This window comes from Brevundimonas aveniformis DSM 17977, from assembly GCF_000428765.1.
In the GTDB taxonomy this organism is placed as follows: domain Bacteria; phylum Pseudomonadota; class Alphaproteobacteria; order Caulobacterales; family Caulobacteraceae; genus Brevundimonas; species Brevundimonas aveniformis.
In genome coordinates this window covers 566178-590324 of record NZ_AUAO01000002.1, presented here as the reverse complement: position 1 = coordinate 590324, position 24147 = coordinate 566178, and the positions used below count along the sequence as shown (strand labels likewise).

The following is a 24147-nucleotide window of genomic DNA, read 5'->3' as shown; positions in this document are numbered from 1 at the left end:
GCCGCGCGCATGAGAAAGGGCTCAGACGTGGAACAGATGGCGCTGCTTTACACCACTTGGCCCGATGCGGGAACTGCCGAACGCGCGGCGGCCACGGCCGTCGGTGCTCGCCTGACAGCCTGTGCCAATATTCTCCCTGCCGGGCGCTCCATCTATCGCTGGCAAGGCCAGATCGAGACGGCAGACGAGGTGATCGTCGTGTTTAAGACGACGCGCGCGCTGGCCGAGGCCCTGTCAGACCTGCTGATCGGCCTTCACCCCTATGAGACGCCGGCTGTTGTGGCTCTGGATATCCGGGTGTCAGGCTCCAATCCCGACTACCTGCTATGGATTGACGGAGAGACAAATTAGACGACCAAAAAAATCTAGCGTTTCCGCTTAACGGTTCTGAAAAAGGTGCTGTGGATATTGTCGGTCGAGTTCAAGGAGCTACGGCCCGAGTATGCCGACGATCGAATTGTACACCGAACACCTGGATCCCCTGGCTCCGAGCGCGAGCGGTGGTGACGCCCTGGCTCGATTTGAGGCGGAAGCAGGCACACTTCTCTTGCCGATCGTCGACGATGGACGCCTGCTCGGTGTCATCGAACGCGACCCCTTCCTCAGGCAACTGGCTCGCACCAACGACACGCATGAGACGCTGGATGCCGTTGTGGTCGACCTGATGGACGTCGAGCCGGTCGTCATCGAAGGCTCCATCAAGCTGATGGGCATGGCCGACGTTCTGCTGCAACAGAGCAACCATCAGATGACACGCGGCTTCGTGGTCACCCAGCAGGGCAGATACATGGGCGTCGGCTCCCTGTTCAGCCTGCTCAAGGCCGAACACGACCTGCGCTCCGATGCGGATTTCAAACGTTTTGAGATTCAGGCAATCCGCGCCGAGGCTGACGACGCCATCCAGTCTGCCGCCCAGGCCCGATCCGGGTTCCTGGCGTTGCTCAGCCGCGAACTTCGGACCCCATTGAACGGTGTGGCCGCAGTCGCTGATCTCTTGCGCCGCCAGCCTATTGGACCGGACGCACATGCCTATGTGCAGACCATCATCGATTCCTCTGAGGCCACCCTGCGTATCCTTGAGGATGCCGTTGACCTGAGCCGAGCCGATGCTGGTGAGCTGATCCTCGACCCTCAGCCAATGCATCTGCGGCAGTTCATGGATGACCTGGAAGGTCTATGGGCTCCGCGCGCCTTGCAGGACGGTGTCAGCCTGATGATCGGCTACGAAGGCGATACGGAACTGGCCGCTGAAATTGACGGCGCTCGCCTGCGTCAGGTGTTCAACCATCTCATCGGCAATGCCCTGAAGTTTGCCCGCAACGGTGTTGTCGAGGCTTTCCTGGCTGCCAGGGCCGAAGGCGAAGACGTCGTTCTTCAGGCCCGCGTCCGTGACAACGGACCCGGCATCGCGCCAGAGCGCATCCCCGGCCTGTTCGAAGTCGGCGGCACGCATGACGCAAGCAAGGCCGGCGGCCTGGGGCTGCCGATCTGCCATCAGGTTCTCAAGACCATGGGCGGCGGCATCCGGGTCAGCTCCAATGCCGGCCAGGGCGTCACCTTCACCTTCGACGTGACCGCGCCGGCTGCCCATGTTGAAGCCGAGACGGTCGATGCGCGTGTGGCCGGCATGGGTGAGTTGAGCTTGTCGGCTGCGCCCCACATCCTGATCGTCGATGACAATGGCACCAACCGCATCGTCGCCCAGGCGCTGTGCGAGATGTTCGGCTGCACCTCGGCCCAGGCTGAGGACGGTGTCGAGGCCGTCGAAGCCGTTCAGGCCGGGCGCTATGATCTGATCCTGATGGACATCAAGATGCCCCGCATGGACGGCGTTGAGGCGACCCAGGCCATCCGGGCTCTCGGCAGCGACAAGGGGCAAATCCCGATCATCGCCCTGACCGCCAATGCCGATCCCGAGGACGCCAAACGCTACGTCGCGTCCGGTATGGCTGCCGTGGTCGAAAAGCCGATCAAGCCCGAACGTCTGATGCAAGCCATCAACGCGGCCCTCTTCGAGGTTCACGAGACGGACGACCAGACCGGCCAACGCCGCGTGGCCTGATCCCCATCTCGCCGCCCTTGCTCCCGGCGCGCCTTCCCCCTAGGAAGCCCCGAGCGTTCGATTTAATTCATCGAACGGTGAAGAAGGAGCGGAGAGCCCATGCAAAAGGTCTATCCTGACGCCAAGAGCGCCCTTGAAGGCCTGACCTTCGACGGAATGACGGTCATGTCGGGCGGTTTCGGCCTGTGCGGCATCCCCGAGTTCCTGATCGCCGCCCTGCGCGATTCCGGTGCGAAGAACCTGACGGTCATCTCCAACAACGCCGGTGTGGATGGCTTTGGCCTCGGCCAGTTGCTGGAAACGCGCCAGATCAAGAAAATGATCTCGTCCTACGTCGGCGAGAACAAGGAGTTCGAGCGTCAGTATCTGGCCGGCGAACTGCAGCTGGAGTTCAATCCGCAAGGCACCCTGGCCGAGCGCATCCGGGCCGGCGGCGCGGGCATCCCGGCCTTCTTCACCGCCACCGGCGTCGGCACCCTGGTCGCCGAGGGCAAGGAAGTGCGCAGCTTCGACGGCCGCGACTATGTGATGGAAACCGGCCTGGTCGCCGACCTGTCGATCGTGAAGGCCTGGAAGGCCGACGAGCGCGGCAACCTCGTGTTCCGCAAGACCGCCCGGAACTTCAACCCAATGATGGCCACCGCGGGCAAGGCCTGCGTGGTCGAGGTCGAAGAGATCGTGCCGACGGGCTCGCTGGACCCGGACCACATCCATACGCCGGGCATCTACGTCGACCGCATCATCCGCTCGACGCCCGAGAAGCGCATCGAGCAGCGGACTGTCCGCCAGAGAGAGGGAGCCTGATCCATGGCACGCACCCGCGAACAACTGGCCGAACGCGCCGCCAAAGAGCTGCAGGACGGCTTCTACGTGAACCTGGGCATCGGCATCCCGACCCTGGTGGCCAACTACATCCCCGACGGCATGACCGTGACGCTGCAGAGCGAGAACGGCATGCTCGGCATGGGTCCGTTCCCCTATGACGACGAGGTCGATCCCGACCTGATCAACGCCGGCAAGCAGACGATCACCGAAATCCCCGAGAGCGCCTATTTCAGCTCGGCCGACAGCTTCGCCATGATCCGCGGCGGCCACATCAATCTTTCGATCCTCGGCGCGATGGAAGTCGCCCAGAACGGCGACATCGCCAACTGGATGATCCCGGGCAAGCTGGTGAAGGGCATGGGCGGGGCGATGGATCTGGTCGCCGGCGTCAAGCGCGTGGTCGTGGTCATGGAGCACGCCAACAAGCACGGCCAGTCCAAGGTGCTGAAGGCCTGCACCCTGCCCCTGACCGGCACGGGCGTGGTCAGCCGCATCATCACCGACCTGGCTGTCTTCGACGTGAAGCCCGACGGCTCGGGTCTGGTCCTGATCGAACTGGCCGACGGCGTCACCCTGGACGAGGTCGCCCGGAAGACCGAGGCCGCCTACGAGGTTGCCGAGGCGTTCGTTTGACTAACCACAAGTCTAGACGGGAAACCGCCGTTCGGCCTAATGCTGGATGCGTCACTCCCAATAAATTGATTAAGAAACATCATGTTCGATCCTGATTTCGAGTCAGGCAAGAAGGGTGGCCTGTTTCCCCCAAACGGCGACTGGACTAAGTTTCGTGAAGGTCGTCTCGCGAACGACGCGACTGTTTCCGTCGGAAACAAGTTCTCCGTGGTCGTCGTAGCCATAGCGGCATGCGCCCTGCTGATCTGGGTATTGCCTATACCCATCGCGGCGCTCGTGGCTTCTCTGACGGCACTTCTAGGAAACAGAGACCTGCCGCGGTCGCGGACTTGGCTGCCGATGGCGATCTGGTTCACGGCCTGCGGATTTGCAGGTCTTTGCGTCTACATGACCATCTTTCTCGTCCTACCTTCAGCGCCTGAAGAAATCACCACCGCGCTGTTCTCCGAAAGAATGGAGGTGGACGGATACATCACAATCGTGCCGAACTGGCTTTACTGGGCTTGCCACGTAGTGCCGTCCCTGACGATTTTCTTTGCTCTGATGTGGGCATGCCGGCCACTGCACCAGCCTCAGTCCACGTCCCTTCAGGTGACCTATTGGATGATCAGCTGCTTGGTGATGCTGCTGACTTCAACCGCAGTGGCGGTCAGCAGCCTTCTCGTCCTGCGCGCAGCAGATGTAATCTCCGCGGATGACGCCGCAGCCCTATCGGGCGGAGTCCTGACCTTTCCTCCAACTGTGGTGGAGTCTGAGCAGCCCAGAGCGAGAAACTTCTGAGACAGTCGTTACTGTCTCAGATGTAAAGCGTCGCCAGCATGGCCAGCGCCTCTTCGGTCTCGGCTCGGTTGGGGGTCTCATCGTCGAGGCCGTAGCCGACCATCTCGTTGATCCCGTTGGCCTGGATAACGATGCCGTCGTGGCGCGGCACCATGCTGACGGCGTTGTAGTTGATGCCGTAGGTGACCTCTTCCTGCGGAGCGAGCCAGCCGATCTGTCCGCGCACGGGCACGATGCTGTCGTCGCCGAACAGGGCCCGCGCCCCATAGCCGGTGCAGTTGACGATGACCGGCTCGGCCAGGCTCGACAGTTCGGCGGGCGCGTTGAAGGTCTGCTGGACGATGCGCCCGCCCTCCATGAGGAAGGCTTCGGTCAGCTGACGCGCGTACTCGGCGACGTTGAACGTCAGGTTCGGATAGACGCGCGCGCGGGCCACCGGGAACGGGTGTTCCGCGTCGGTCAGGTTCCGACCATCGGGTCCGAGATCATCCAGCCGACTCCCGAAATGGATGAAGTTGACCTGACCCGGCTGGGGCACCGGGCCAACGGCGCGCCGCCGGTCGTCGAGGGCTCGCAGATTGTAGGTATCTATGAACCGTACCGGGTCACCGTCCACGCCGACGAAAGCGAGGTGTGTGGCGTACGATCTGCGCGCCAGGGTCTCCCAGGTGTCGGCGAAGCCGGGCGCAACGGCACCAGCGTCGGCGATCCGTGATTCCGGCGACCAGACCCCTGTGGCCCGCGCCGAGCGGGTATAGGGCGTGCGTTCGGCGGCATAGATGGTCGTGCGCGCGCCGCTTCTAAGAATTTGAAGCGCCGCCGTCAGGCCCAGGGCACCACAGCCGACGACCGCCACCTCGCGTGTCCCCGCGTCCAGCGCCAAATCGCGCGCGGCGGCCCCCGATCCCCAGGACAGGGACCATCCCGAGCCGCCGTGCCCGTAGTTGTGGACCACACGTTTGTCTCCAACCCGCTCGACCTCGATACGCGGGCCTGCGGCTCGGAAGGGGCGGGTGCAGACGGTGATATGGCTGATCCGGCTGGGATCTGTGATCAGCGGGGCGAGGCCCGGGCGCAGGAACCCTGGTCGGGGGACGACCACCGGTGAGGTCGACGTACACGCAACCAGACCGGATGCGCCAAGACCCGTCAGAAGCATGCGCCGGTGCAAATGCAATCCCATGACCCCATCCCCGCCTGGGCCAGACCGGTATCAGCCACCTTCCGATGCAACAACGCAAATTCGGGGCTGCGGCAATCCGCTCCGCTTCGCCTGATAAGAGGCATGGGGTGACCACCCGGAATTCGCACGGCATAGTCAGATCCATGTCCACAACCGCTCCCACTGTCATTCCCGGTCCGACGCCTGATCGCATCTCCGAACTGAGGGCCAGCCTGGACCCGACACAGCCGGATAGCTTTGCGTCCTACGGTGCCGAGGCCGAGGCGGCGATCGATGCCGCCCGCGCGTCCCTGACCCAGGCGGATGCCTCTCGGATCAGTCAGGGCACCCGCACAGACCTTGACCAGATCGCCACCACGGCGCGCGCGCTGGATCCGCGTGGTCTGATACCCCGGCGCGGCCTGGCCGGCCTCTTTGACAGTCGCGGGCGGCGACTGAAGCGCACGCGCGAAGCCTTTCTCGACGTGGATCGTCAACTCGCCCAGTCGGCCGGAAACCTGAAAGCCCACGCTTCGGCGCTGACGGCGCGGGCCGCACAGCTTGACCCGGCCCAGGAGGCCATTCGCCAGCCCATCGTCGACCTTGGGGCCTGGATCGAAGCCGGTCGGCAGCGTCTGTCTGATGCCGCCGCCGAGGCGGCTGAAGGCGAGATTGCGCCGCGCGCGCGCCTTTCAGAACGTCTGGAAGGTCTGGCCGCGAAGCGCATGTCCGCGCTGGCCCACCTGCCGCTGGCGCGCGTCATGCAAAATGCCGATGTCGTGGCCGCAGCTCGACTGGAGGAGGCCTCCACCGCCATCGACACCTGGCGGGCCGACTGGCGCAAGGGTCTGGGCCTGGACGGAAAACGCAAGCGCAAGGTCCAGCCAGATCCCGCCGAAATGGCCGCGCTGACGACCCGCCTGACCCGAACCCTCGACCGCGCGGGTCAGGCCCTGTCGGACGGCACAGCGCGACGCAAGGCGGCTGAAGGCCGGCTCGCCGCCTTCACGGCTGCGGTTGGGTCTCGCGCGGGCGCAGAATAAACGCCGAGATCGTCGGAACCACACCATCCGCCAACGGCAGCGCAGGGTCGGCATAGGTGGCCAGATTTGCCGTCCGCTCGATCGGGGCCGTCTTCAGGACGTGGTTCACACCCTCCAGAACGGCCAGCTCAATCCCCTCGCGCGCGCCCGCCAGGGCCTGGGCATCCGTCACCGTTGTCTGGATGTCGGTTGATCCCTGCACCACCAGGGTCGGCAAGGCCGACTGAGCCGCCAGCGCCGCCGGGTCCACGTCCATCCACGAGATGACATAGGGCTGGACCGACGCGCGGCACAGGGCTGCAAATATTGGCGGACAGTCGATGGTCTCGCCTGCATCCAGTGCATCGACGATGGTGAGCGCCTGGCTCAGATAGGGCTCCGGCGTACCACCACTGAGCTGTTCGCGCAGAACCACGGCGGCAGGCCGACCGGCCCCCGAGACGAGGACCAACCCGCAAATCCCCGTGGGGTCCTCGGCGGCAACCGACTGGGCGATCAGGGAGCCCTCGCTGTGCCCGATCAGCCAGACGCAGGACTGGCCGGTCTGTTCGCGCAGCAAACCAGCCCAGGCGCGAGCATCGTCGACGAAATGGGAGAACCGCAGGTCGGCTTCGGCGACCATCGCACCCGCGCTCTGGCCGACGCCGCGCTTGTCATAGCGCAGGGTGCTGATCCCCTGGGCGGCCAGGTCGTCAGCCAGCAGTCGATAGGTTCCTGCCGAAACGCCCAGCGGACTGTTGCCGTCGCGGTCGGTCGGACCGGATCCGGCGATGATCAGGGCTGCGGAAGCGTCAGGCCCGGCGTCGACCAAAGTTCCGCTCAAGGCTGCGGGCTCAGATGGAAGCGTGACTTCGCGCGGCATAGGCGTGGTCTGCAGGACCACAGTGGCGGTCAGGACGGACAGGAGCATCTCAGAATTTCCCCTTGAGGATTAGAACGGTTGGCGGTCAGGGTCGGTGCGCCAGACGCGCCAGCTCTCGACGACAGCGGCGAGTGCGGCGAGCAGCAGACCGCCCACGGCGATCCACAGGCCAAGCGGCTGGGGCGCGACCGGTGCGGCAATCAGCGAGGCCAGGCCCAGCCAGAACATCAGCCGTCCGGCCAGCCGGTTCGAGCGATCCCAGGCCAGGCGGCTCTTGAGTGACCAGGGCGTGCGTACGCCGACGGCAACATTGGGCGGGACCCGGCCCAGCAGGGCTCCCGTGACCAGACAGACCAGGCCGATCAGGGCCATCGGCAGCATCGGGCCGGCGAAGGTTTCGCCCGTCGGATATCCGGCCGCTAACAGGACCATCCAGACAAAGAACGGAGCGAGTGAGCCAAAGACCAGCAATGAGAGGAGCTGGCCCGTCCGAAGCCCCCGGCGGCGCGCCTGGTCGGGTGCCCTGGCGGCGTACAGGCCCATCCCGCCTGCTGTCGATGCAACCACCACGGCGAGAAATCCGACCAGCCACGCCAGTTCGCGCCGGTCGCTCCAGCGGTCAGGTCGGCCTTGGGCGTCAAAGTGCATGGGAAGCGGCACTTGCGGTCCGTTGAAGTAGATCCACAGAGCGCCGGCGATCGTGGCGGCTACGACCACGGTTGTGGCGATGTCGAGCAGACTGAAGCGACGGGTCATTGTTCTTCTCCAGATCCAGTGCGGTCAGTGCCGCCTGTCATGTCCATCAGAAAAGCCAGGGCCTCCTCGACCGCCGAGATCTCGAGCCGATAGCGGATCGAGGTTCCGTCGCGCTCCTGCGATACCAGGTGCGCGTCCTTGAGGGCGTTGAGGTGACCGGTGACGGTCGGCCAGCTCATGTCGAAGGCGGCTGCGATGTCGCCGGACGTCATCGGCCCTTTGCGCAGCATCTCGATGATGCGGCGGCGAACCGGATGTGACAGGGCTTTGAACAGATTGTTCATAGGAAAAAGCCTAATTAGCCCCCTCCCTAAGTTCAAGCAAAATGTCGTGGTGGCTCGATCAGGCCTGTTGGGGGGACGTCGTCCCCGGCTCGATCATCCAAGGGGGCGACGCGCGGGCCTGCGCCGCCGCTCAGAGTCGGGCTCGCCTAGCCGGCGCTTGCGTCGACCCAGGCGACGAGCTGGCGGTTGAAGTCGGCGGTGGCACTCTCAAAGGCCGCGACAACGGATGACACCCGATTTTCCGCCGCCGGCTCCTGAGAAATGAAGGTCCGTTCCGCCAACACCGCACGGTCGGCTGACACCAGACGGGCCCGGCCTGTCACGAACACCACCGGGGCCGCATCGGGACCATCCAGGTAGCGGGCTTCAAAGCTGGTGACATCAAGATTGAGGGCCACACCGTTACGAGGAGCCTCGCGCCGTTCGGACACACTGACCGAGCGACCGCTACGCAGGAACTCGGCTTCGAGAGCACGACGATACAGTGTCTCGGACGGGCCGACCCAGCGCGCGCCGGCCAGATAGGCCACCTGCCCGCCCGTGGCCGTCAGGATTCGATCTCCGCCGGCCCCTTCAGGAAACCCGATCGGATTGAGCACCACCACGGTTCGACCTGCCTGGGCAACGGTCGCCGGCGGGTCGAGATCACCGAACCGGTAAAGTGTTACCGGGTCCGGCGGGCTCAATAGCGAACAACTCGCCAGCGCCAGCGTCGTCGCGGCAACAGCTAGAGTACGGATCATTGTTCAATCTCCATCTCTTCGGACGGGGGCCGCTGGATGAACTCGCGCGGGCTGCGATTCACGTCGGCGATCAGGTCATTCAGCGTTTCGGTGGCTTCTTCCAGTTCGCTGATGGTGTCGGCCAGTTGCGGCAGACCCTGATCCGCAAACTCTCCAACCGGGCCCTGGAGCTGGTCGGTCATGGTTCGAACGTCACGCGCCGCCGCTTCGGCCTCGGCCGCGGCGCGTTCGATATTGGCAATGGCAGCAGCCCCGTCGCCCTGAACGATCTGGCGCAGATCCTGCCCCAGCCCCTGGTACTCCAGGATGGCCGCATTGGCGTTGGCGACGGCCTCTTCCAGATCGGCAAAAATCTCGCGGCGGGCCTCCATTTCGGCGGTCAGCGTTTCGACGTTTTCGAGGCTTGAGGCAAAGGAACGAATGTTCTCATCCGAGAGAACCCGGTTGATCCGGTTCAGGGAATCGACCGCCTGCGCCAACAGCGTGCCCGACCCTTGAAGCAACTCGGCCACCGGACTGCGCTGGCTCTGGATGACCGGCGTAACCCCGGCCGGGAACTGATCCTTCAACAGCGGTCCGCCCGGCGTGCCTGAGGTAATCTGGATATAGTTCACCCCCGTGATGCCCAGAGGTTCCAGCTGGGCCCGGCTATCGGTACGGACCGGAATGCCCTCATCCAGGCGGATGCGCGCGATGACCTGGTTTCCGGTTTCCCGATCCAGCGTCAGGTCTGTCACCTCGCCAACGCGGATGCCGTTGAAATGGACCTCTCCGCCCACCGACAAGCCGCGCACGGGGTCCGTGAACAGCACGTCATAGACGTCATACTCTTCGTTGAACGAGAAGCGGGCGAGCCAGACCACAAAGACGGCCAAGGCCACCATGAGGGTGACGGTCGCCAGCCCGACGGCGGCATAGTGGGCGTTTCTTTCCATCAGCCGTTTCCTCCAGCTGCCCGGGCTGCGCGACCGCGCGGTCCCAGGAAATATTCCTTGATCCACGGATGATCTGAACGCTCGAGCTCTTCGGGCGGTGCCACTTCGACCACCCGTTTGTCGGCAAGCACCGCAATCCGATCACAGATCGCATACAGACTATCGAGATCGTGCGTGATCATAAAAACCGTCAACCCCAGATCTCTCTGGAGTTGCAGGATGAGGTCATCGAAGGCCGCGGCTCCGATCGGGTCGAGGCCCGCCGTGGGTTCGTCCAGAAACAGCAGTTCGGGGTCCAGCGACAGGGCCCGCGCCAGACCAACGCGCTTTCGCATTCCGCCCGACAGCTCAGCCGGCTTCAAATAGTGGGATTCAGGCCCCAGACCGACCATGGCGATCTTCATCTCGGCCAGTTCGCGGATGGTGTCAGCCGGAAGGCCCGAGTGCTCGACCAGCGGCGAGGCGACATTCTCAAGCACCGTCAGGGACGAAAACAACGCCCCATGCTGGAAGAGAACGCCCCAACGCTTTTCCACCTCATCGAGCTGATCGCGCGTCATGTGCGCGGTGTCTTCACCGAACAGTTTGATCGTCCCCGCGGTCGGCTGGCGCAGCCCCAGGATCGAACTCAGCAGCACCGTCTTGCCCGTGCCCGACCCCCCGACCACACCGAGCACCTCGCCGGCCTTGACCGTCAGATCGAGGTCTTCGTGGATCACCCGGTCGCCGAAGGCATTGACCAGCCCCCGCACCTCAATCGGCGGCGGCAGATGAGCCCGGTCGCGAACGGTGTCTTCGCTCACAGCCCGATCCTCATAAACAAGAGGGCGAACACGGCATCCAGGGCAATGATGGCAAAGATCGACTGCACGACGGCCGCCGTCACTCGCTTCCCGAGGCTTTCGACGTCCCCGCCCACGGCCATCCCCTGGCGGCAGCCGATCGCCGCCACGACAATGGCAAAGACCGGAGCCTTCACCATCCCGGCCAACATATGCTGGGGCATATAGCCGTCCAGCACCAGCCGCTGCAGGAAGAAGGACGGCCCAAGATTGAGCTGGGTCCAGGTCACGACGATCCCGCCGATCAGACCCGACACCATCGCCAGAAAGGTCAGCAAAGGCAGCATCAGCAACAGCGCGGCAAGGCGCGGGATCACCAGCGCCTGAAACGGATCAACGCCCATGACCCGCATGGCGTCGACCTCCTGATTCATCTTCATCGACCCGATCTCGGCCGCAAACGAGGACGCGGATCGGCCGGCCAGCAACACCGCAGTGATCACCACCGCAAACTCGCGAAACACCGCCACGCCGATCAACTGCACGGCAAACACACCGGCACCGAAGTCTGTCAGAAGATCGGCCCCGATGAAGGCGACCACCGCGCCGATAAAAAAGGTCGTGACGACGACGATCGGAATCGCGTCAAGGCCAGTGTTCTCTACCTGGCTGAACCAGGCCGCCCAGCGGATCTTCGTCGGGTTGGTCAGGGTCCTGAGACACGCCATGAGCAGCTCGCCGAGGAAGGCAAACGCTGCCCAGGCCTCAGCGCCGAAATCATAGACCCCGTGCCCCACGCGCGCGAAAAACCGCGTCAGCACGTCGGCCTTGCGCGGCGGCTCGACCGCGTGGCGCTCAAGTTCCTCGACAAGGAGAACGACCTGCTTCACCTCTGGCCGGGTGTTCCAGCCTTCCTTTGGCATGGCTTGCGGGTGCGCCTGCACCAGGGCCAGGGCCCCGGCGGTATCGAACCGGCCAAGATCGGATAAGTCTACGGAATCCAGAGTCTTGTTTCGAAGCTCTGCCGCCAGGCGGCGCGGAAGTCGACCCAGCGTGCGCGCGGTCCAGTCCCCGGCCAGCACCAATGCCAACCGACCGTCATCTTCCCCCACGACTCGGTAAGCAGCCGGCCTCATTCCGCTTTCATAGCAACGGATTCCCTTTCCGTCTTCGAGACTTTGTCGTCGACGCCCCCGGCAATGCGCCGCTGAAAGTTGTCAGTTGCGAAACATTCTCATCTATGTCAGACGGGCGGCAACACGATTGAGGACCCACCATGATCAAGCGTCTGTCGACCGCCGCCCTTCTTGCCAGTTCAGTGCTGGTCGCCGCCTGTCAACCGCAGGCCACCGAAACGGCGTCAAGCCAGGCGGACTGCGTGCCGTCGACGGGAGGGGCGCTCAATCTCTACACCGCCCGCCACTACGCCTCGGATGAGGCCATCTACGCCGCCTTCACCTGCGCCACCGGGATTGCCGTCCACAAGATTGAGTTCCGGGCTCCGGAATTGCTGGCTCGCCTTCAGGCCGAAGGGGCGTCCAGCCCGGCTGACGTCGTCGTCATTCAGGATGCCGGGGCCATGGGCGAAGCCGCCAATGAGGGCTTCCTCGTTCCGTTCGAAGACGCCACGATCGACGCCCGTGTCCCTGAACAATGGCGGGATCCGCAAGGTCGCTGGTTCGGCATCGCTCGCCGCGCCCGCATCGTCGCCTATGACACCCAGCGGGTTCGCCCCGAAGAGGTTGATGACTACGCCGACCTCGCCTCGCCGCGTTTCCGCGGCAAGGTCTGCGTCCAGACCTCCGATGCCGTCTACAACCTGACACTGATGTCCGCCCTGATCGACCGTTGGGGCTCGCAGCGGGCGCTGGAATGGGCGCGCGGGATCGTCGCCAACATGGCGCGCCAGCCGCAAGGCTCCGACAGCGATCAAATCCGCGCCGTGGCCGCCGGCCAGTGCGAGGTGGCCATCACCAACCACTACTATTTCCTGCGTATGGCAGAATCCGATGACGCTGCGGATCGGGCCGTGACCGAACACGTCGCGCTGGCCTTCCCGCAGATCAATGGCCAGGGCTCGCACTTCAACCTGTCCGGTGCCGGCCTGGCCGCGCATGCGCCCAACCGCGAGAACGCCATCCGCTTCCTGGAATTCCTGACCGGGCCCCAGGCACAGGGTATCTTCGCCACCGAGACGAACGAGTTCCCGACCACGACCGAAGCGACCATGCCGGAAGACGTCGCGGCCTATTCACACCACGCCGCCGACCCGCTGCCCTTGCCCGCCTACGCCGAACACCGCGCAGAAGCCCAACGCATTTTCGAGCAGGCAGGCTGGCGCTAGATTGCCGGCCCGAGCATCGGGGTCTTACAGATCGGCATGAGTGTGTGATCCAGGGCGTGCCATGTCCTATCGCCTGACCCCTCTTAGGATCGGGGCGATTCTGGCTGCCCTGATCGCCGTCGTGCCGTTGGTAGCCGTGCTGGTTACGGCTGCCGGCCAGCCCGGCGACACCCTGACCGCCGAAACCTTCTGGCGATACACGCGAACCTCGGTCGCGCTGGTTCTGCTGGTCGGGGGCGGGACGGCCTGCCTGGGGGGAATCGCCGCCTGGCTTGTAGCCTTGCACGACTTTCCCGGACGTCGCCTTTTTTCGTGGGCTCTGGTGCTGCCCATGGCCGCGCCGGCCTTTGTCGTCGCCTACGGCTATGCCAGCCTGTTTGACGTGGCGGGACCTATCCGAACCGCCTGGCGGACGGCGTTTGGCTGGGACCCGCCGCTTGAGATGCGCTCCCTCTGGGGCGCGGCTCTGGTGATGACCCTGGCCTTCTATCCCTACGTCTATCTGACGCTACGCGCCGCCTTGATCAGCCAGTCCAGCAGTCTGGCCGAAGCCGCCCGGACCCTCGGCCTCAATCAGCGCCAGACCTTCATGCGCGTTATTCTGCCCTTGGCCCGACCTGCGCTGGCCGCCGGCATGGCCCTGGCTGCCATGGAGACGCTCGCCGACTACGGGGCCACCTCGTACCTCACCGTTCAAACCCTCACGACGGGCGTGGTCCGGGCGTGGTCCGTCTTCTATTCCGCCGCCGAAGCGGCCCGGCTCGCCCTGCCCTTGCTGGCCACCGCGGCGGTCTTGCTCTGGATCGAGCGCGCCGGTCGTCCGGCCACCTCGGAAACCGGTCAGGCCCGCTGGCGAGAGCTACCGCGCATCCGCCTCAAGGGCGGCTGGGGCTGGGCCGCGACCCTCTATTGCCTCATCCTGATCGGCCTGGGTCTGATATTGCCGCTGGGCTGGCTGGCAAGTCTCGGCTGGCGGGCTGACAACGAGTTGCCGCGGCTGATCGAGGCCGGACGCAATGTCCTGATTGTCGGCGCGGTGGCCGCAGCCTTCACCGGGGGCTTGGCAACGCTGGTAGCCCTGGGAACCCGTCAGGGCCGGTTCCTGCCACGTCTGCTCAGCCTGGGGTATGCGACCCCCGGAGCGGTCATGGCGATCGGCCTTCTGGCGCCGGCGGGGATCATTTGGCGGGCCTTTCCGTCGACCGTGTCCAGCTTCCTGATGGCGATCACCTTGCTGATCCTGGCCTATGCCTCACGACTAATGGCGGCGGCCCTTGAGCCCATAGACGCCGGGCTCCAGCGAGTGGGACGTTCGGTGTCGGCCGCCGCCCGGACGCTGGGCGAGACGGAGGCCGGCGTAGCCCGCCGCGTTGAGCTTCCGATTGCCTCTGGCGCACTCTTCACCGCCGTCCTTCTGGTCTTCATTGATGTGCTGAAGGAGCTGCCGGCGACGATGATCCTGCGACCCTTCGGGTTCGATACCCTGGCGGTGATGGCCGACTACTACGCCAAGGACGAGCGCCTCGGGGAGGCCGCATGGCCGTCGATCCTCATCGTTCTGATCGCCATTCCCGCCGTCATCTGGTTGACCCGGCGTGTTTCCCATTCTCGTCCCGGAGACAGGACATGACCGCAACAATCGAGGTTTCGGGAGCAACACGGGCCTACGGTGACAAGCGCGCCGTCGATTATGTCGATCTGACCCTCGAGGCCGGGCGCATCACCTGTCTTCTCGGACCATCGGGCTGCGGCAAGTCGACCCTGCTGAGGTTGATTGCCGGTCTGGAGCCTCTGGATGAGGGCCGTGTCCTCGCCAATGGCCAGGACATCACGCACCTGCCTCCTGAACAACGCGACATGGGCCTGGTCTTCCAGGATTACGCCCTGTTTCCGCACCTGCGCGTCGATGACAATGTCGGCTTCGGTCTGGGCAGCTTGCCAACCGTGGAGCGACGCGCCCGCGTCGCCGACCTGCTCGGCCGGATTCGGCTGGGCGAACGCGGGCGAGCCTTCCCCGGCGAACTGTCCGGTGGGGAGCAGCAACGGGTAGCCCTGGTGCGCGCCCTGGCCCGTCGACCGCACACCGTCCTGCTCGATGAGCCTTTCTCCGGCCTGGACAGTCACCTGAAATCCGAGGTTCGCGAAGCCACGCTCGCGATCCTGCGCGAAACCGACGCCGCTGTTCTGGTCGTCACCCACGACGCCGAAGAAGCCATGCAGATGGCCGACGACCTGGCCCTGATGATCGACGGCAGGATCCTGCAACGGGGCACACCCCAAGCCTGTTATCTCGATCCGGTGTCTCTTGAGGCCGCCCGCTTGTTGGGAGAGGCGCAGGTCATCTCCGCTGAGGTGTCGGCCGGCGTCGCTCAGACGGTCTTCGGCTCGGTGCCCGCCCCCGGCCATCCCGACGGCGGGGCTCAGGTCATGTTGCGTCCGAATGCCCTCGTGCCTGGGCCCGGTGTAGAGGCGGACGTGTCAGAAGCGCGCTTTGTCGGTCAGGCCTGGCGCGCCACTCTCACAGTTGGCGAGGTTTCGACCCAGGCCCGGCTGGCGCACCAGCCGGGAAGCCGGCTGTCGGTGTCGCTGGATCCCGCTGCCGCGCGCGTCCTCGCCTGATTGGGGTCCATACGCAAACGACCGCGCCCTGATGAGCGCGGTCGCATGTCCTGGCTAATACCTTACGCCTAGCGGTACTGCTGGATGCGCGTCGTGCGCAGGCCCTGCATGCCCCAGCGGTCGATCGAATGCTGCCAGCCGAGAAACTCCTCGGTCGTCAGCCGATACCGCTTACAGGCGTCTTCCAACGAGAGCAGGCCACCACGAACGGCGGACACGACTTCGGCCTTGCGCCGGATCACCCAGCGTTCGGTCTCGGGCGGGGGCAGGTCGTCCAGGGTCAAAGCAGCCCCCGTCGGGCCGATGACATAACGCTCGCCTTTGCCATTGATACGCTGTTGTTCAAGCATGGGCTTTTCGCCTCTCGCACCACCATCACTGATGCAAGAATACCCAGAGGCTCATAACACCCGTTTAAGCGCCTTGGTGAACAGGTTCTGAATCGAGGAAGCCGGTCGTTCATCGTTGAGTCAGGCCTTATTAAGTCGGTATTTATCCACGTTACTCAGTCGTTACTTATCAGCGCTTCACGCGGATGAGCTCTTCGAGCATCTCATCGGCCGTGGTGATGATCTTCGACGAGGCCGAATAGGCCCGCTGGGTCGTGATCAGCCCGGTAAATTCCGCAGACAAATCAACGGTTGAGGCTTCCAACTGGTTCGGCGCGATCATGCCTGCCCCGCCCGTGCCGGGTGCCTTGAGGTTGTAGGTGCCCGAGCCCTGGCTGACGCGGAAGGCATTGCCATTGACCGAGATCAGGTTGTCCGGGCTGGGGAAGGTCGCGATCGCCACCTGGGCGATGCGGCGGGTCACGCCGTTGTCGAAGATAGCGGTGACATAGCCCTGCTCATTGATTTCGATGTTCGTCAGATTGCCGAAGGCGGTCCCGTTGGTGATCACCGCCTGGACAACAGACTGGCTGTCGTACTGGGTCAGGCCACCGGCCGCGGTATCCAGATCGAAGCTGACCTGCTGGTCGTCGACACCCAGGCCCGGAGCCCAGTTGACCTGGCCGGCTCCCGGGGCCGCCCCATCGGAAGCCCCGAAGGTCAGGATCGCGTTTTCAGGATCGGGGAACAGGGCCTGAGCCCCCATGGCCTGCATCGCGTCAACGTCGAGGCGACCATCCTGGGTAAAGGCGACCAGGCCCGTGCGGATCTGGCCGTTCGACAGCCCGGCACCGGTCACGACGTCCGAAGCCGGCACCGCGCGGATCTCCGCCAGCCACTGGTTCGGCACATCGGTCTTCAGGAACGAGATCGCCAGGGTGCGCTTGCCGCCCTTGGAGTCCGAGACGGGGATCTGCATTTCGAAATCCGGTCGCACGCCGGCACCGGTTTCGGGGTCATACATGGCCATGGAGTTGGTCGATGCGTCATAGGTCGCGAACTCGGGCGAGACGGCCTGGCTGGACATCAGGTTGGCGTTCAGCGACACGCGGGTGGTCGGTTCCGCAGCCCCGCCGACGGCCCCGACGTTGATCGAGTTGAGGCGGGTCAGGTCCGAGGGATCAACCGTGATCTCGCCCTCGGTGTTGGCAATCCAGCCCTGCAGGAACAGCCCGGCGCTGTTTCTCAGATACCCCAGCGTATCCACGCTGAAAGAGCCGGCGCGCGTGAACAGCCGCGAGTCCGACGCCGTCAGATCTTCTGCCCGCTCTGTCGTGACGAAGAACCCCTGGCCCGAGATACCCAGGTCGGTCGACGACCCGGTCCGCTGGAGCAGGCCTTCCTGCGTCACATAGTGGCGCGCATGAGCCAGAACGCCGCCGGCGGAGTAGCCGCCCGACGAGCCGCCCGTCACCATGGTCTGAAAATCGACCTGGCTGCGCTTGTAGCCGACGGTATTCACGTTCGCGATGTTGTCAGACAAGGCGGCGAGCGCGGCGGAGTTGGCCTTCAGCCCCGAAACCCCTGCCAGCATGGCGCTGTTGATGCTCATCTGTTTACTCCCCTAGAAATCAGAACAGTCGAAGCGGATTGATCGCGCCCGCCAGGGCAGCGATTTCGTCCGCAGGATTGAGAAGGTCTTTGGCCAGGTCGACGGCAGAGGCGATCAGCCCCTGCTCTTCGCCGTCGTTGCCCTCCGAAGTCGGAGCCTCGGCATTGACGCTGATGATCTGGCTCATCGGCACGATGGAGCCGCCGACGGTGACATAGGGCAGACCGTCGTACATCTCGACGCCCGAGACGATGCCGCGGATCAGCACCTGGCTGTCGACCGTCTGGCCGCCCGTCGTCGTGGCCGAGACGCGTAACGTATAGACGCCACCGTCTGCCAGACGGTTGCCGGAGGAGGTGCGACCGTCCCAGGCAAAGTCATGGATGCCTTCGCTATTGGCCGGGGCCGCGCCCGACCAGACAACAGCCCCGCTGGAATCCAGCACCTCAAGCTGAACATCAGCCGCATTGGTCGCCAGTTCGTAGCTCCAGGTCGCCGCACCGTCTTCCAGGCGCGTCGCCGAGCCGGCGGCCGTGACGTACTTGCCGATGTAGCTGACCGCGCCGTCCAGGCCGCCGGACCCCTGGTTGACCAGGGCCTGCAACAGGTCATTCGTCAGCAGCTGCTGCTCGACACCTGCCATCTGGGTGAGTTGGGCGGTGAAGTCGTTGGAATCCAGCGGCGACAGTGGGTCCTGGTTCTTCAGCTGGGTGGTCAGCAGTTGCAGGAACGTCTCGAAGTTCGAGACGAGATTGGCCCGTCCCGAAACCGTGGCGCTTCCCGTGACCGCAGGATTGATGGCATTGACCGGCATTCCTAGACCCTCACATCCAGACCCAGCCGCGTCAGAGTGCGCAGGGCCGGTTGGGCCGCGATGTCTGTCTGATCGGCAGCCTCGATAGACCGCGCATGGGCGCGGCGGCGGTCATCAGCATCAAAGCTGCGGCGATCGTCCGAACCCCCGCGATCCGTGAACGAGAAAGCGTCTTCCGCCAGCTGGAAGCCGGCCTGCTGAAGGTCGCGACGCAGCTCCTCGACCCGCCCGCGCAGCTCCGTCGCCGCCAGCGGATTATCAAACGCCAGACGCGCCGCCAGGCGCCCCTCAGCGTCAATATCCAGCCGAACGTCCACGCGACCCAGCTCGACCGGGTTCAGCTCCATGTCGAAACGGGTCACCCGCGTCTCGAGCCGGCGGATGATCTGGGCCGACACCTGGGCCAGAGCATCAAAGGACAGACGACCCGCGACACTGGCCGCATCGGCCCGGCTCGTGTGCGTCACCGTGATCGGCTCCGGCATCGCCGAGGCCACGGTCATGTCGGCTTCCGCCGCCTGGGGATCGGTGGCCGCGTCGTCTGTCTGTCGAATATCGACGGCTTCAACAGACGACCCTGTCGAAGGCTGTGCGCCCTGGACGGCACCTCCCGTCGTCGCCGCGCCCGCCTGGCTCCCGCCAGAGGATGCCGCGCCGCCTGCCGCCACCGGGCCGTCGGTCTGCGGCGACAGGATCACCTCGGGGTCGATCGCCTCCAGATCGAGCGCCGGGGCTGACGGCTGGCTCACGATCGATGTCTCGGGCGCGCGGGCCACCGTCTGTTGAGCGGCCTGTGCAATGGCCCCCACCGCCTCAACCTGCCCATCAGCGGACAAGGCCTGGAGCGCCGTCGCCATGGCACTTTCAGCAGCCGGTCCCGCCGCCGCCGCAGCACCGGTGCCGGGCAGGACCAGGGGCACGTCCGGCTTGGTCTGCGTCGGACCGGGATTCACCAGCGGCGCTTCAGGTTTGACCGACCCAGGGCCAGAATTGATCAGCGGCCCATCGGTCTTGGCCTGACCACCCGCGCCGGGATTGATCAACGGTCCCAGCGGCTTGCTCTCGTTCGTCGGCCCCGGATTGATCAGCGGGCCATCCGCCTTGCCCTCATTTCCAGGGCCGGGATTGACCAGGGGTTGATCGGAAGGCCACAGGCCACCGCCCGTGAACAGACCGATCTCTGGCGAGTCTTCCAGACGCATCACAGATTCTGTCTGCTCGGCCAGGCGCGCACCAAAACCCAAGCGCCCTCGGGGCCGCGAGGCACCCTGGCTTTCCAGCAGGCCCGTGAACAGACCTGCATCGCCGGGCTCGCCGGTCGACGGGGTCTGGCCAGACATGGCCGCAGGGCTGAGGAGGTCGATAGGCAGCATGAACGCGATCTGGGGCCGCCAGGGGCCCGTATGGAGCAGCGCGTTCGGCGCAGGGGTTATTCGACCCCTTCCAAGCAACCCATGGGCCAACCGCCGCCCACATTTATGATGTTGTTTATATTGATTTTAACGACCTGTTAGGCAGTCAGATTTGACCGCCCTCGGCTGATTTTGCCGCCTGGTCCGGTCCGGCCTTGCCGCCCGCAGCGTGATCGGCATCATTCCCTAGGCCTCGGCAAATATCTCGCTGATCAACCGTTCCAGGGCCTGGGCATCAACGCCGTCGAATGTCCCGAAGTCGGCGGAATCGATATCCAGAACGCCGATCAGATCGCCGCGGATATCGGTGACCGGAACCACGATCTCGGAATTCGAACGGCTGTCGCAGGCGATGTGACCTTCAAAGGCGTGGACGTCTGCGATCACCTGGGTTTGCCGTTGCTCGGCCGCGCGACCGCACACCCCCCTGCCGAAGGGGATCCTCAGACAACCCAGCTTCCCTTGATAGGGGCCCACGACCAGTTCGCCGGGCTTGTCGGGGTCGACCAGATAGAACCCCGTCCAGATGAACGCCGCAAAGGCGTCCGCCAGCATCGAGGCGACCGTGGCCATGCGCGCGATCCGGCTCGGCTCGCCCAGGAGAACGGCCCGGATCTCCTCGCTCACCTCCTGATAGCGTTCAGCCTTGTCAGTGGGGCGGTCATCGCGTGCGACGTGGGCCATGGGGGACAGTCTCCGGCTTGGTCAGGGTTAGATAGGCTTCGCTGTTGAGGAAAACAGGCACGATGCGAAAGGGGCTTCCCGTCAGGCGTGCGTGCCCGAACCGTTCCTCAAGTCTGCGGCGCAGTTGCCGATGGTCGAAGCCCAGGTGAAAGGAATGGTATTTCCGATCCGGCCCGAGCATTTCCGGGGGGCGGTCCGTGGGGGCTCGCCCCGTCGTAGCCTGCCAGATGCGACCCAAATCGGCGTCATAGGCCCCCGCCCTGCGCCAATGCCGGAACAGGCCCTTCAACAGGGCCGGGGGGCCGACCTCAACCGGCACGCCGATCACCAACCGGCCCCCAGCCTTCAGAATGCGGTCGATTTCGTCCAACGCCCGATCCGTCTCAACGTCCGGGAGATGCTCGAAGACCTCCGTGCAAAAGATGACGTCGGCCCCGGGGGGTAGGTCCACTTCCCGCTCGACCACGGACACCGTCGGATAGACATCCAGCCGGCGCCGCGCCGCCTCGGCCATCTCGGCATAGGGTTCAAAGACGACGACGCGCGTGCCGGGCCATCGCTTCTGAATCACTTCGGCCAGCATCCCGTCACCGCCGCCGAAGTCGACGATCAGGCCGCGCGCCTGATCCGGGCCGATCTGGTCGAGCGCATCCCGGATACGCCGATGCTGGAGCCAGCGTTTGACCGCATTCGGGTCATTCCAGGTCAGGTCCGCGTAGGACACAGGGATCGCTAGGCCCGCAGCCCGATGGCACGCAGACGTTCATCCAGAAGTTCACCCGCTGTGATCGGCGGCGGAACCGGCGCATGGCTGCGGCACGACGGCAGGACATCCAGAGATGTCGCCAAGGTCGGATGCATGAAGAACGGCATCGAATAGCGGCTGACATTCGGCCCGCTGGGATTGACCACCCGATGGGTCGTCGCCGGGATCACCCCATTGGTCAGGCGCGCCATCATGTCCCCGCTGTCGACAATCAGGGTTGAGGGATCGGCCACAATCGGCAGCCAGCTCCCGTCTCGATCCAGGAGTTCAAGCCCCGTCCCCCGCGCCGCCGGCATCAGGGTCAGGAAGTTGATGTCTTCATGGGCTGCCGAGCGCACCGCGCCCTCGGGGGTGTCGGCTGAGACCGGCGGATAATGCAGAATCCGCAACAGCGAGGTGCCCCATCGAACCTTGTCGTCGAACCAATGAGTGGTCAGCCCCAGCTCGGGGGCCAGGGCCTGGAGAACCACCATGCCTGTGTCGTTGAGCCGATCGAACAGCTCCGTCACCGTCGCCTGAAAGGCGGGAACATCCTCAGGCCAGACGTTCGGCTCGAACGGCTCATCATTCAGATCCCGGCGCGCCGGGGCGTGGCCGACCTGCCAAAATTCCTTGAGGTCCGGTTTGCCGGAATCCTTGGCGTGCTCGACCCCGAACGGCGTGTAGCCGCGCATCCCCGCCGCAGACTGGCGCTTGGTCGCTTCCGGCAAGGCGAAGACCGCCTCCGCGGCCGCATAGGCGGCGTCCAGAAGTTCAACCGGCACGCCGTGATCCCGAAGAACCACAAAGCCATAGTCCTGCAAACCGCGCATCAGCTCAGCCGAAAAGGCGGCGCGCGCGTCGGGCGTGCCTTCCAGAAATGCGGCGAGGCTGAGTTCAGGAACGGCGCGAGTCATGAGTGACCTCCTAGCATAGCCTCGACCTCGGCGCGCGTCGGCGCGGCGGGTTGCGCGCCCGGACGTGTGGTGGCCAGTGCCCCTGCGGCACAGGCGAACCGCAACGCATCCTGCGGTGACTGTTGCTCCATCAGGGCCACCGTCAAGGCCGCGACAAAGACATCGCCGGCTCCGGTCGTGTCAACGACCTCAACCTGAGGGGGCGTGGCCGCGGCGATCCGCTCGCCCTGCCTCCACAACTCGGCGCCTCGGGCACCCAGGGTGACGGCGATCAGGGCCGGCGACCAGAAAAGGCTCTCGCCGTAGAATTCCATCTCGGTTTCGTTGACCACCAGCAGATCGGCCCGGGCCATCAGGCGATCGGGAACCGCCGCCGCCGGTGCCAGATTGGCCACCGCGAAGCCGTCAAAGGCGTCAAACGCATCTGCGACCGTCTCGATCGGAACTTCGAGCTGACAGATCAGCGCGCCCGCCTCAATCCGTTGCGGCGCGGCCACCGCAGCATTGGCGCCGGAGCAGACGGTGATCTGGTTTTCGCCTTCAGGCGACACGGCGATCAGAGCCACGCCGGTCGGGTGCTCATCGTCAATGAGAACGTGAGCCAGGTTCGTGCCACCGCGCTTCAGCAGGTCCAGCGCCGGTTCCGCAAACGGGTCGCGTCCGACCCGCCCGTACATCTCGGTGTCAGCGCCCAGCCGGCGGGCCGCATAGGCCTGATTGGCACCCTTGCCGCCGGGGTGCTGGTCCAGCCGCGCCCCTGACACCGTTTCCCCCGCGCGCGGCAACGGCGCACCCGAGGCGACGATATCCAGGTTGATCGAGCCGAGCACCGCGATCTTCATGCCTGAGCCCTCAGGGCCGACACGATCAGGTCAAATACCCCGTCGCGATCCGCCTTCACGCCCCAGAAGTGGCGCGGGGTCGCGCCTTCAGCCAGGCGGAACTCGACCTGGGTGTGCCCCCGCGTCAGTGTCGAGATCGTCTCAACCTGAATGTCGCAAGGGCGCACGTCGAACAGGTCGGGTCGCAGGATATAGGCGATGACACACGGGTCGTGCATCGGGCCCTCCTGGCCCTCGCGCCACTTGCGGGCCGTGTACTGGCCATAGTCCAGCATCGCCGCCGTAGCCTCGGCGGCAGGCGTGCCGATGGCGCGGATCGTGTCGATCACCGCATCCGGCGTGCGAACCTGATGGGTCACGTCCAGCCCCAGCATCACCACCTCTACCGCTGCCGACAGCACCTCATGGGCGGCCTCGGGGTCGGCCCAGATATTGTACTCGGCACTGGCGGTGATGTTGCCCCCCTCGCTGCGCGAGCCGCCCATCGCGACAATCCGCTTGAGGCGCTCGGCTACCTGGGGTTCCCGACGCAGGGCCAGCGCCACATTGGTCATCGGTCCGGTTACCGCCAGAGTGATCGTGCCGGGCGCGGCCTCCATCACCAGATCAACAATAGCCTCAGCGGACGACCCCGCCGCTAGGGGCACCGACGGCTCGAACGGCTCCAGCGTGCCCAGGCCCTCCGGCCCATGGAAATGGTCCGCGATGTCCAGGCTGCGTTCGAGCGGCTGGGCTGCGCCGGCATAAACGGGCGGCTGATCGGTCAGACCGGCGATCTGTCTCAGCAGTCGTCCGTTTCGGGCCGTCCGATCTGCCGGAACGTTTCCGCCGACCGTCGTAACCGCGAGAATGTCCAGTTCGGGCGCGGCAAAGGCCAGGAACAGGGCGACGGCGTCGTCCACGCCGGGGTCGCAATCGATGATGACGGGGATGGATGCGTTCATGCGCCGGTTATCGGAGCC

The 24147-nt window shown here is 65.0% G+C and carries 26 protein-coding genes; 9 read left to right on the top strand and 17 right to left on the bottom strand.

Features of this window, described 5'->3' with window-relative positions:
- Positions 1-9 precede the first annotated feature (9 nt).
- The 5 genes from cutA to G391_RS0108215 all read left to right on the top strand — a co-directional run bounded on the left by cutA (position 10) and on the right by G391_RS0108215 (position 4300).
- A complete protein-coding gene (cutA, locus tag G391_RS0108235; protein ID WP_051257234.1) occupies positions 10-351 on the top strand; it encodes a divalent-cation tolerance protein CutA in 342 nt (113 codons plus the stop codon).
- A gap of 91 nt (positions 352-442) precedes the next feature.
- Positions 443-2062, top strand: coding sequence for a response regulator (locus G391_RS0108230; RefSeq protein WP_029087095.1), 1620 nt, complete (start codon positions 443-445; stop codon positions 2060-2062).
- A 99-nt stretch (positions 2063-2161) separates the two neighbouring features.
- Complete coding sequence (locus G391_RS0108225; RefSeq protein WP_029087094.1) at positions 2162-2866, top strand: CoA transferase subunit A; 705 nt, start codon at positions 2162-2164, stop codon at positions 2864-2866.
- A gap of 3 nt (positions 2867-2869) precedes the next feature.
- Positions 2870-3520, top strand: a complete 651-nt coding sequence (locus G391_RS0108220; RefSeq protein ID WP_029087093.1) for a 3-oxoacid CoA-transferase subunit B — start codon at positions 2870-2872, stop codon at positions 3518-3520.
- Between the two features lie 81 nt (positions 3521-3601).
- On the top strand, positions 3602-4300 hold the full coding sequence (locus tag G391_RS0108215) for a hypothetical protein (RefSeq protein ID WP_029087092.1): 699 nt from the start codon (positions 3602-3604) through the stop codon (positions 4298-4300).
- 16 nt (positions 4301-4316) lie between these two features.
- Here G391_RS0108215 and G391_RS0108210 read toward each other — a convergent pair whose 3' ends face one another.
- Complete coding sequence (locus G391_RS0108210; protein WP_035304023.1) at positions 4317-5483, bottom strand: FAD-dependent oxidoreductase; 1167 nt, start codon at positions 5481-5483, stop codon at positions 4317-4319.
- A 143-nt stretch (positions 5484-5626) separates the two neighbouring features.
- On the opposite strand from G391_RS0108210, the gene G391_RS0108205 reads away from it, so the two are divergent.
- A complete protein-coding gene (locus tag G391_RS0108205) occupies positions 5627-6505 on the top strand; it encodes a toxic anion resistance protein (protein ID WP_029087090.1) in 879 nt (292 codons plus the stop codon).
- On the opposite strand, the gene G391_RS0108200 is transcribed toward G391_RS0108205, so the two are convergent.
- The 7 genes from G391_RS0108200 to G391_RS0108170 form a co-directional block, all read right to left on the bottom strand.
- Complete coding sequence (locus G391_RS0108200) at positions 6468-7415, bottom strand: alpha/beta hydrolase (protein ID WP_035304021.1); 948 nt, start codon at positions 7413-7415, stop codon at positions 6468-6470. The genes G391_RS0108205 and G391_RS0108200 overlap by 38 nt on opposite strands.
- Before the next feature lie 21 nt (positions 7416-7436).
- Positions 7437-8123 (bottom strand): SdpI family protein, encoded by a 687-nt coding sequence (locus G391_RS0108195; protein WP_029087088.1) that lies wholly within the window; start codon positions 8121-8123, stop codon positions 7437-7439.
- Entirely contained in the window at positions 8120-8407 is a 288-nt protein-coding gene (locus G391_RS14300) for a metalloregulator ArsR/SmtB family transcription factor (RefSeq protein WP_035304018.1), read from the bottom strand. Before G391_RS14300 ends, G391_RS0108195 begins: the two co-directional genes overlap by 4 nt.
- Positions 8408-8553: 146 nt before the next feature.
- Positions 8554-9150, bottom strand: coding sequence for an ABC-type transport auxiliary lipoprotein family protein (locus tag G391_RS0108185; protein ID WP_029087087.1), 597 nt, complete (start codon positions 9148-9150; stop codon positions 8554-8556).
- On the bottom strand, positions 9147-10085 hold the full coding sequence (locus G391_RS0108180) for an MlaD family protein (protein WP_029087086.1): 939 nt from the start codon (positions 10083-10085) through the stop codon (positions 9147-9149). The genes G391_RS0108185 and G391_RS0108180 overlap by 4 nt, the downstream gene beginning before the upstream one ends.
- Entirely contained in the window at positions 10085-10888 is an 804-nt protein-coding gene (locus G391_RS0108175; RefSeq protein WP_051257233.1) for an ABC transporter ATP-binding protein, read from the bottom strand. Before G391_RS0108175 ends, G391_RS0108180 begins: the two co-directional genes overlap by 1 nt.
- On the bottom strand, positions 10885-12003 hold the full coding sequence (locus tag G391_RS0108170) for an ABC transporter permease (RefSeq protein ID WP_029087084.1): 1119 nt from the start codon (positions 12001-12003) through the stop codon (positions 10885-10887). Before G391_RS0108170 ends, G391_RS0108175 begins: the two co-directional genes overlap by 4 nt.
- Positions 12004-12143: 140 nt before the next feature.
- Here G391_RS0108170 and G391_RS0108165 point away from each other — a divergent pair, with 140 nt between their 5' ends.
- From G391_RS0108165 to G391_RS0108155, 3 genes are all read left to right on the top strand, one after another.
- A complete protein-coding gene (locus tag G391_RS0108165; protein ID WP_035304015.1) occupies positions 12144-13211 on the top strand; it encodes an extracellular solute-binding protein in 1068 nt (355 codons plus the stop codon).
- Positions 13212-13272: 61 nt separating this feature from the next.
- Positions 13273-14841 carry an ABC transporter permease gene (locus G391_RS14295; RefSeq protein WP_035304012.1) on the top strand — a complete coding sequence of 523 codons (1569 nt, stop codon included), beginning with the start codon at positions 13273-13275 and terminating at the stop codon, positions 14839-14841.
- The gene (locus G391_RS0108155) at positions 14838-15830 is read left to right on the top strand and encodes an ABC transporter ATP-binding protein (RefSeq protein WP_029087082.1); all 993 of its coding nucleotides are present in this window, start codon (positions 14838-14840) and stop codon (positions 15828-15830) included. Before G391_RS14295 ends, G391_RS0108155 begins: the two co-directional genes overlap by 4 nt.
- Positions 15831-15898: 68 nt before the next feature.
- Here G391_RS0108155 and sciP read toward each other — a convergent pair whose 3' ends face one another.
- From sciP to G391_RS0108110, 9 genes are all read right to left on the bottom strand, one after another.
- The gene (gene sciP / locus G391_RS0108150) at positions 15899-16180 is read right to left on the bottom strand and encodes a CtrA inhibitor SciP (protein WP_029087081.1); all 282 of its coding nucleotides are present in this window, start codon (positions 16178-16180) and stop codon (positions 15899-15901) included.
- A gap of 169 nt (positions 16181-16349) precedes the next feature.
- Entirely contained in the window at positions 16350-17771 is a 1422-nt protein-coding gene (locus G391_RS0108145) for a flagellar hook-basal body complex protein (protein ID WP_029087080.1), read from the bottom strand.
- A gap of 19 nt (positions 17772-17790) precedes the next feature.
- Positions 17791-18585 carry a flagellar hook assembly protein FlgD gene (locus G391_RS14290; protein ID WP_051257232.1) on the bottom strand — a complete coding sequence of 265 codons (795 nt, stop codon included), beginning with the start codon at positions 18583-18585 and terminating at the stop codon, positions 17791-17793.
- Between the two features lie 2 nt (positions 18586-18587).
- On the bottom strand, positions 18588-19958 hold the full coding sequence (locus G391_RS15180) for a flagellar hook-length control protein FliK (protein ID WP_051257231.1): 1371 nt from the start codon (positions 19956-19958) through the stop codon (positions 18588-18590).
- Positions 19959-20183: 225 nt separating this feature from the next.
- Positions 20184-20681 carry a GAF domain-containing protein gene (locus G391_RS0108130; RefSeq protein ID WP_029087079.1) on the bottom strand — a complete coding sequence of 166 codons (498 nt, stop codon included), beginning with the start codon at positions 20679-20681 and terminating at the stop codon, positions 20184-20186.
- Positions 20659-21405: a class I SAM-dependent methyltransferase gene (locus G391_RS14280; protein WP_051257230.1), complete on the bottom strand. Its 747-nt coding sequence runs from the start codon at positions 21403-21405 to the stop codon at positions 20659-20661. Before G391_RS14280 ends, G391_RS0108130 begins: the two co-directional genes overlap by 23 nt.
- An 8-nt stretch (positions 21406-21413) precedes the next feature.
- On the bottom strand, positions 21414-22343 hold the full coding sequence (locus G391_RS0108120) for an isopenicillin N synthase family dioxygenase (RefSeq protein ID WP_029087078.1): 930 nt from the start codon (positions 22341-22343) through the stop codon (positions 21414-21416).
- Positions 22340-23185, bottom strand: a complete 846-nt coding sequence (locus tag G391_RS0108115) for a ribokinase (RefSeq protein ID WP_029087077.1) — start codon at positions 23183-23185, stop codon at positions 22340-22342. The genes G391_RS0108120 and G391_RS0108115 overlap by 4 nt, the downstream gene beginning before the upstream one ends.
- A complete protein-coding gene (locus tag G391_RS0108110; protein WP_029087076.1) occupies positions 23182-24129 on the bottom strand; it encodes a nucleoside hydrolase in 948 nt (315 codons plus the stop codon). Before G391_RS0108110 ends, G391_RS0108115 begins: the two co-directional genes overlap by 4 nt.
- Between the last annotated feature and the right edge of the window lie 18 nt (positions 24130-24147).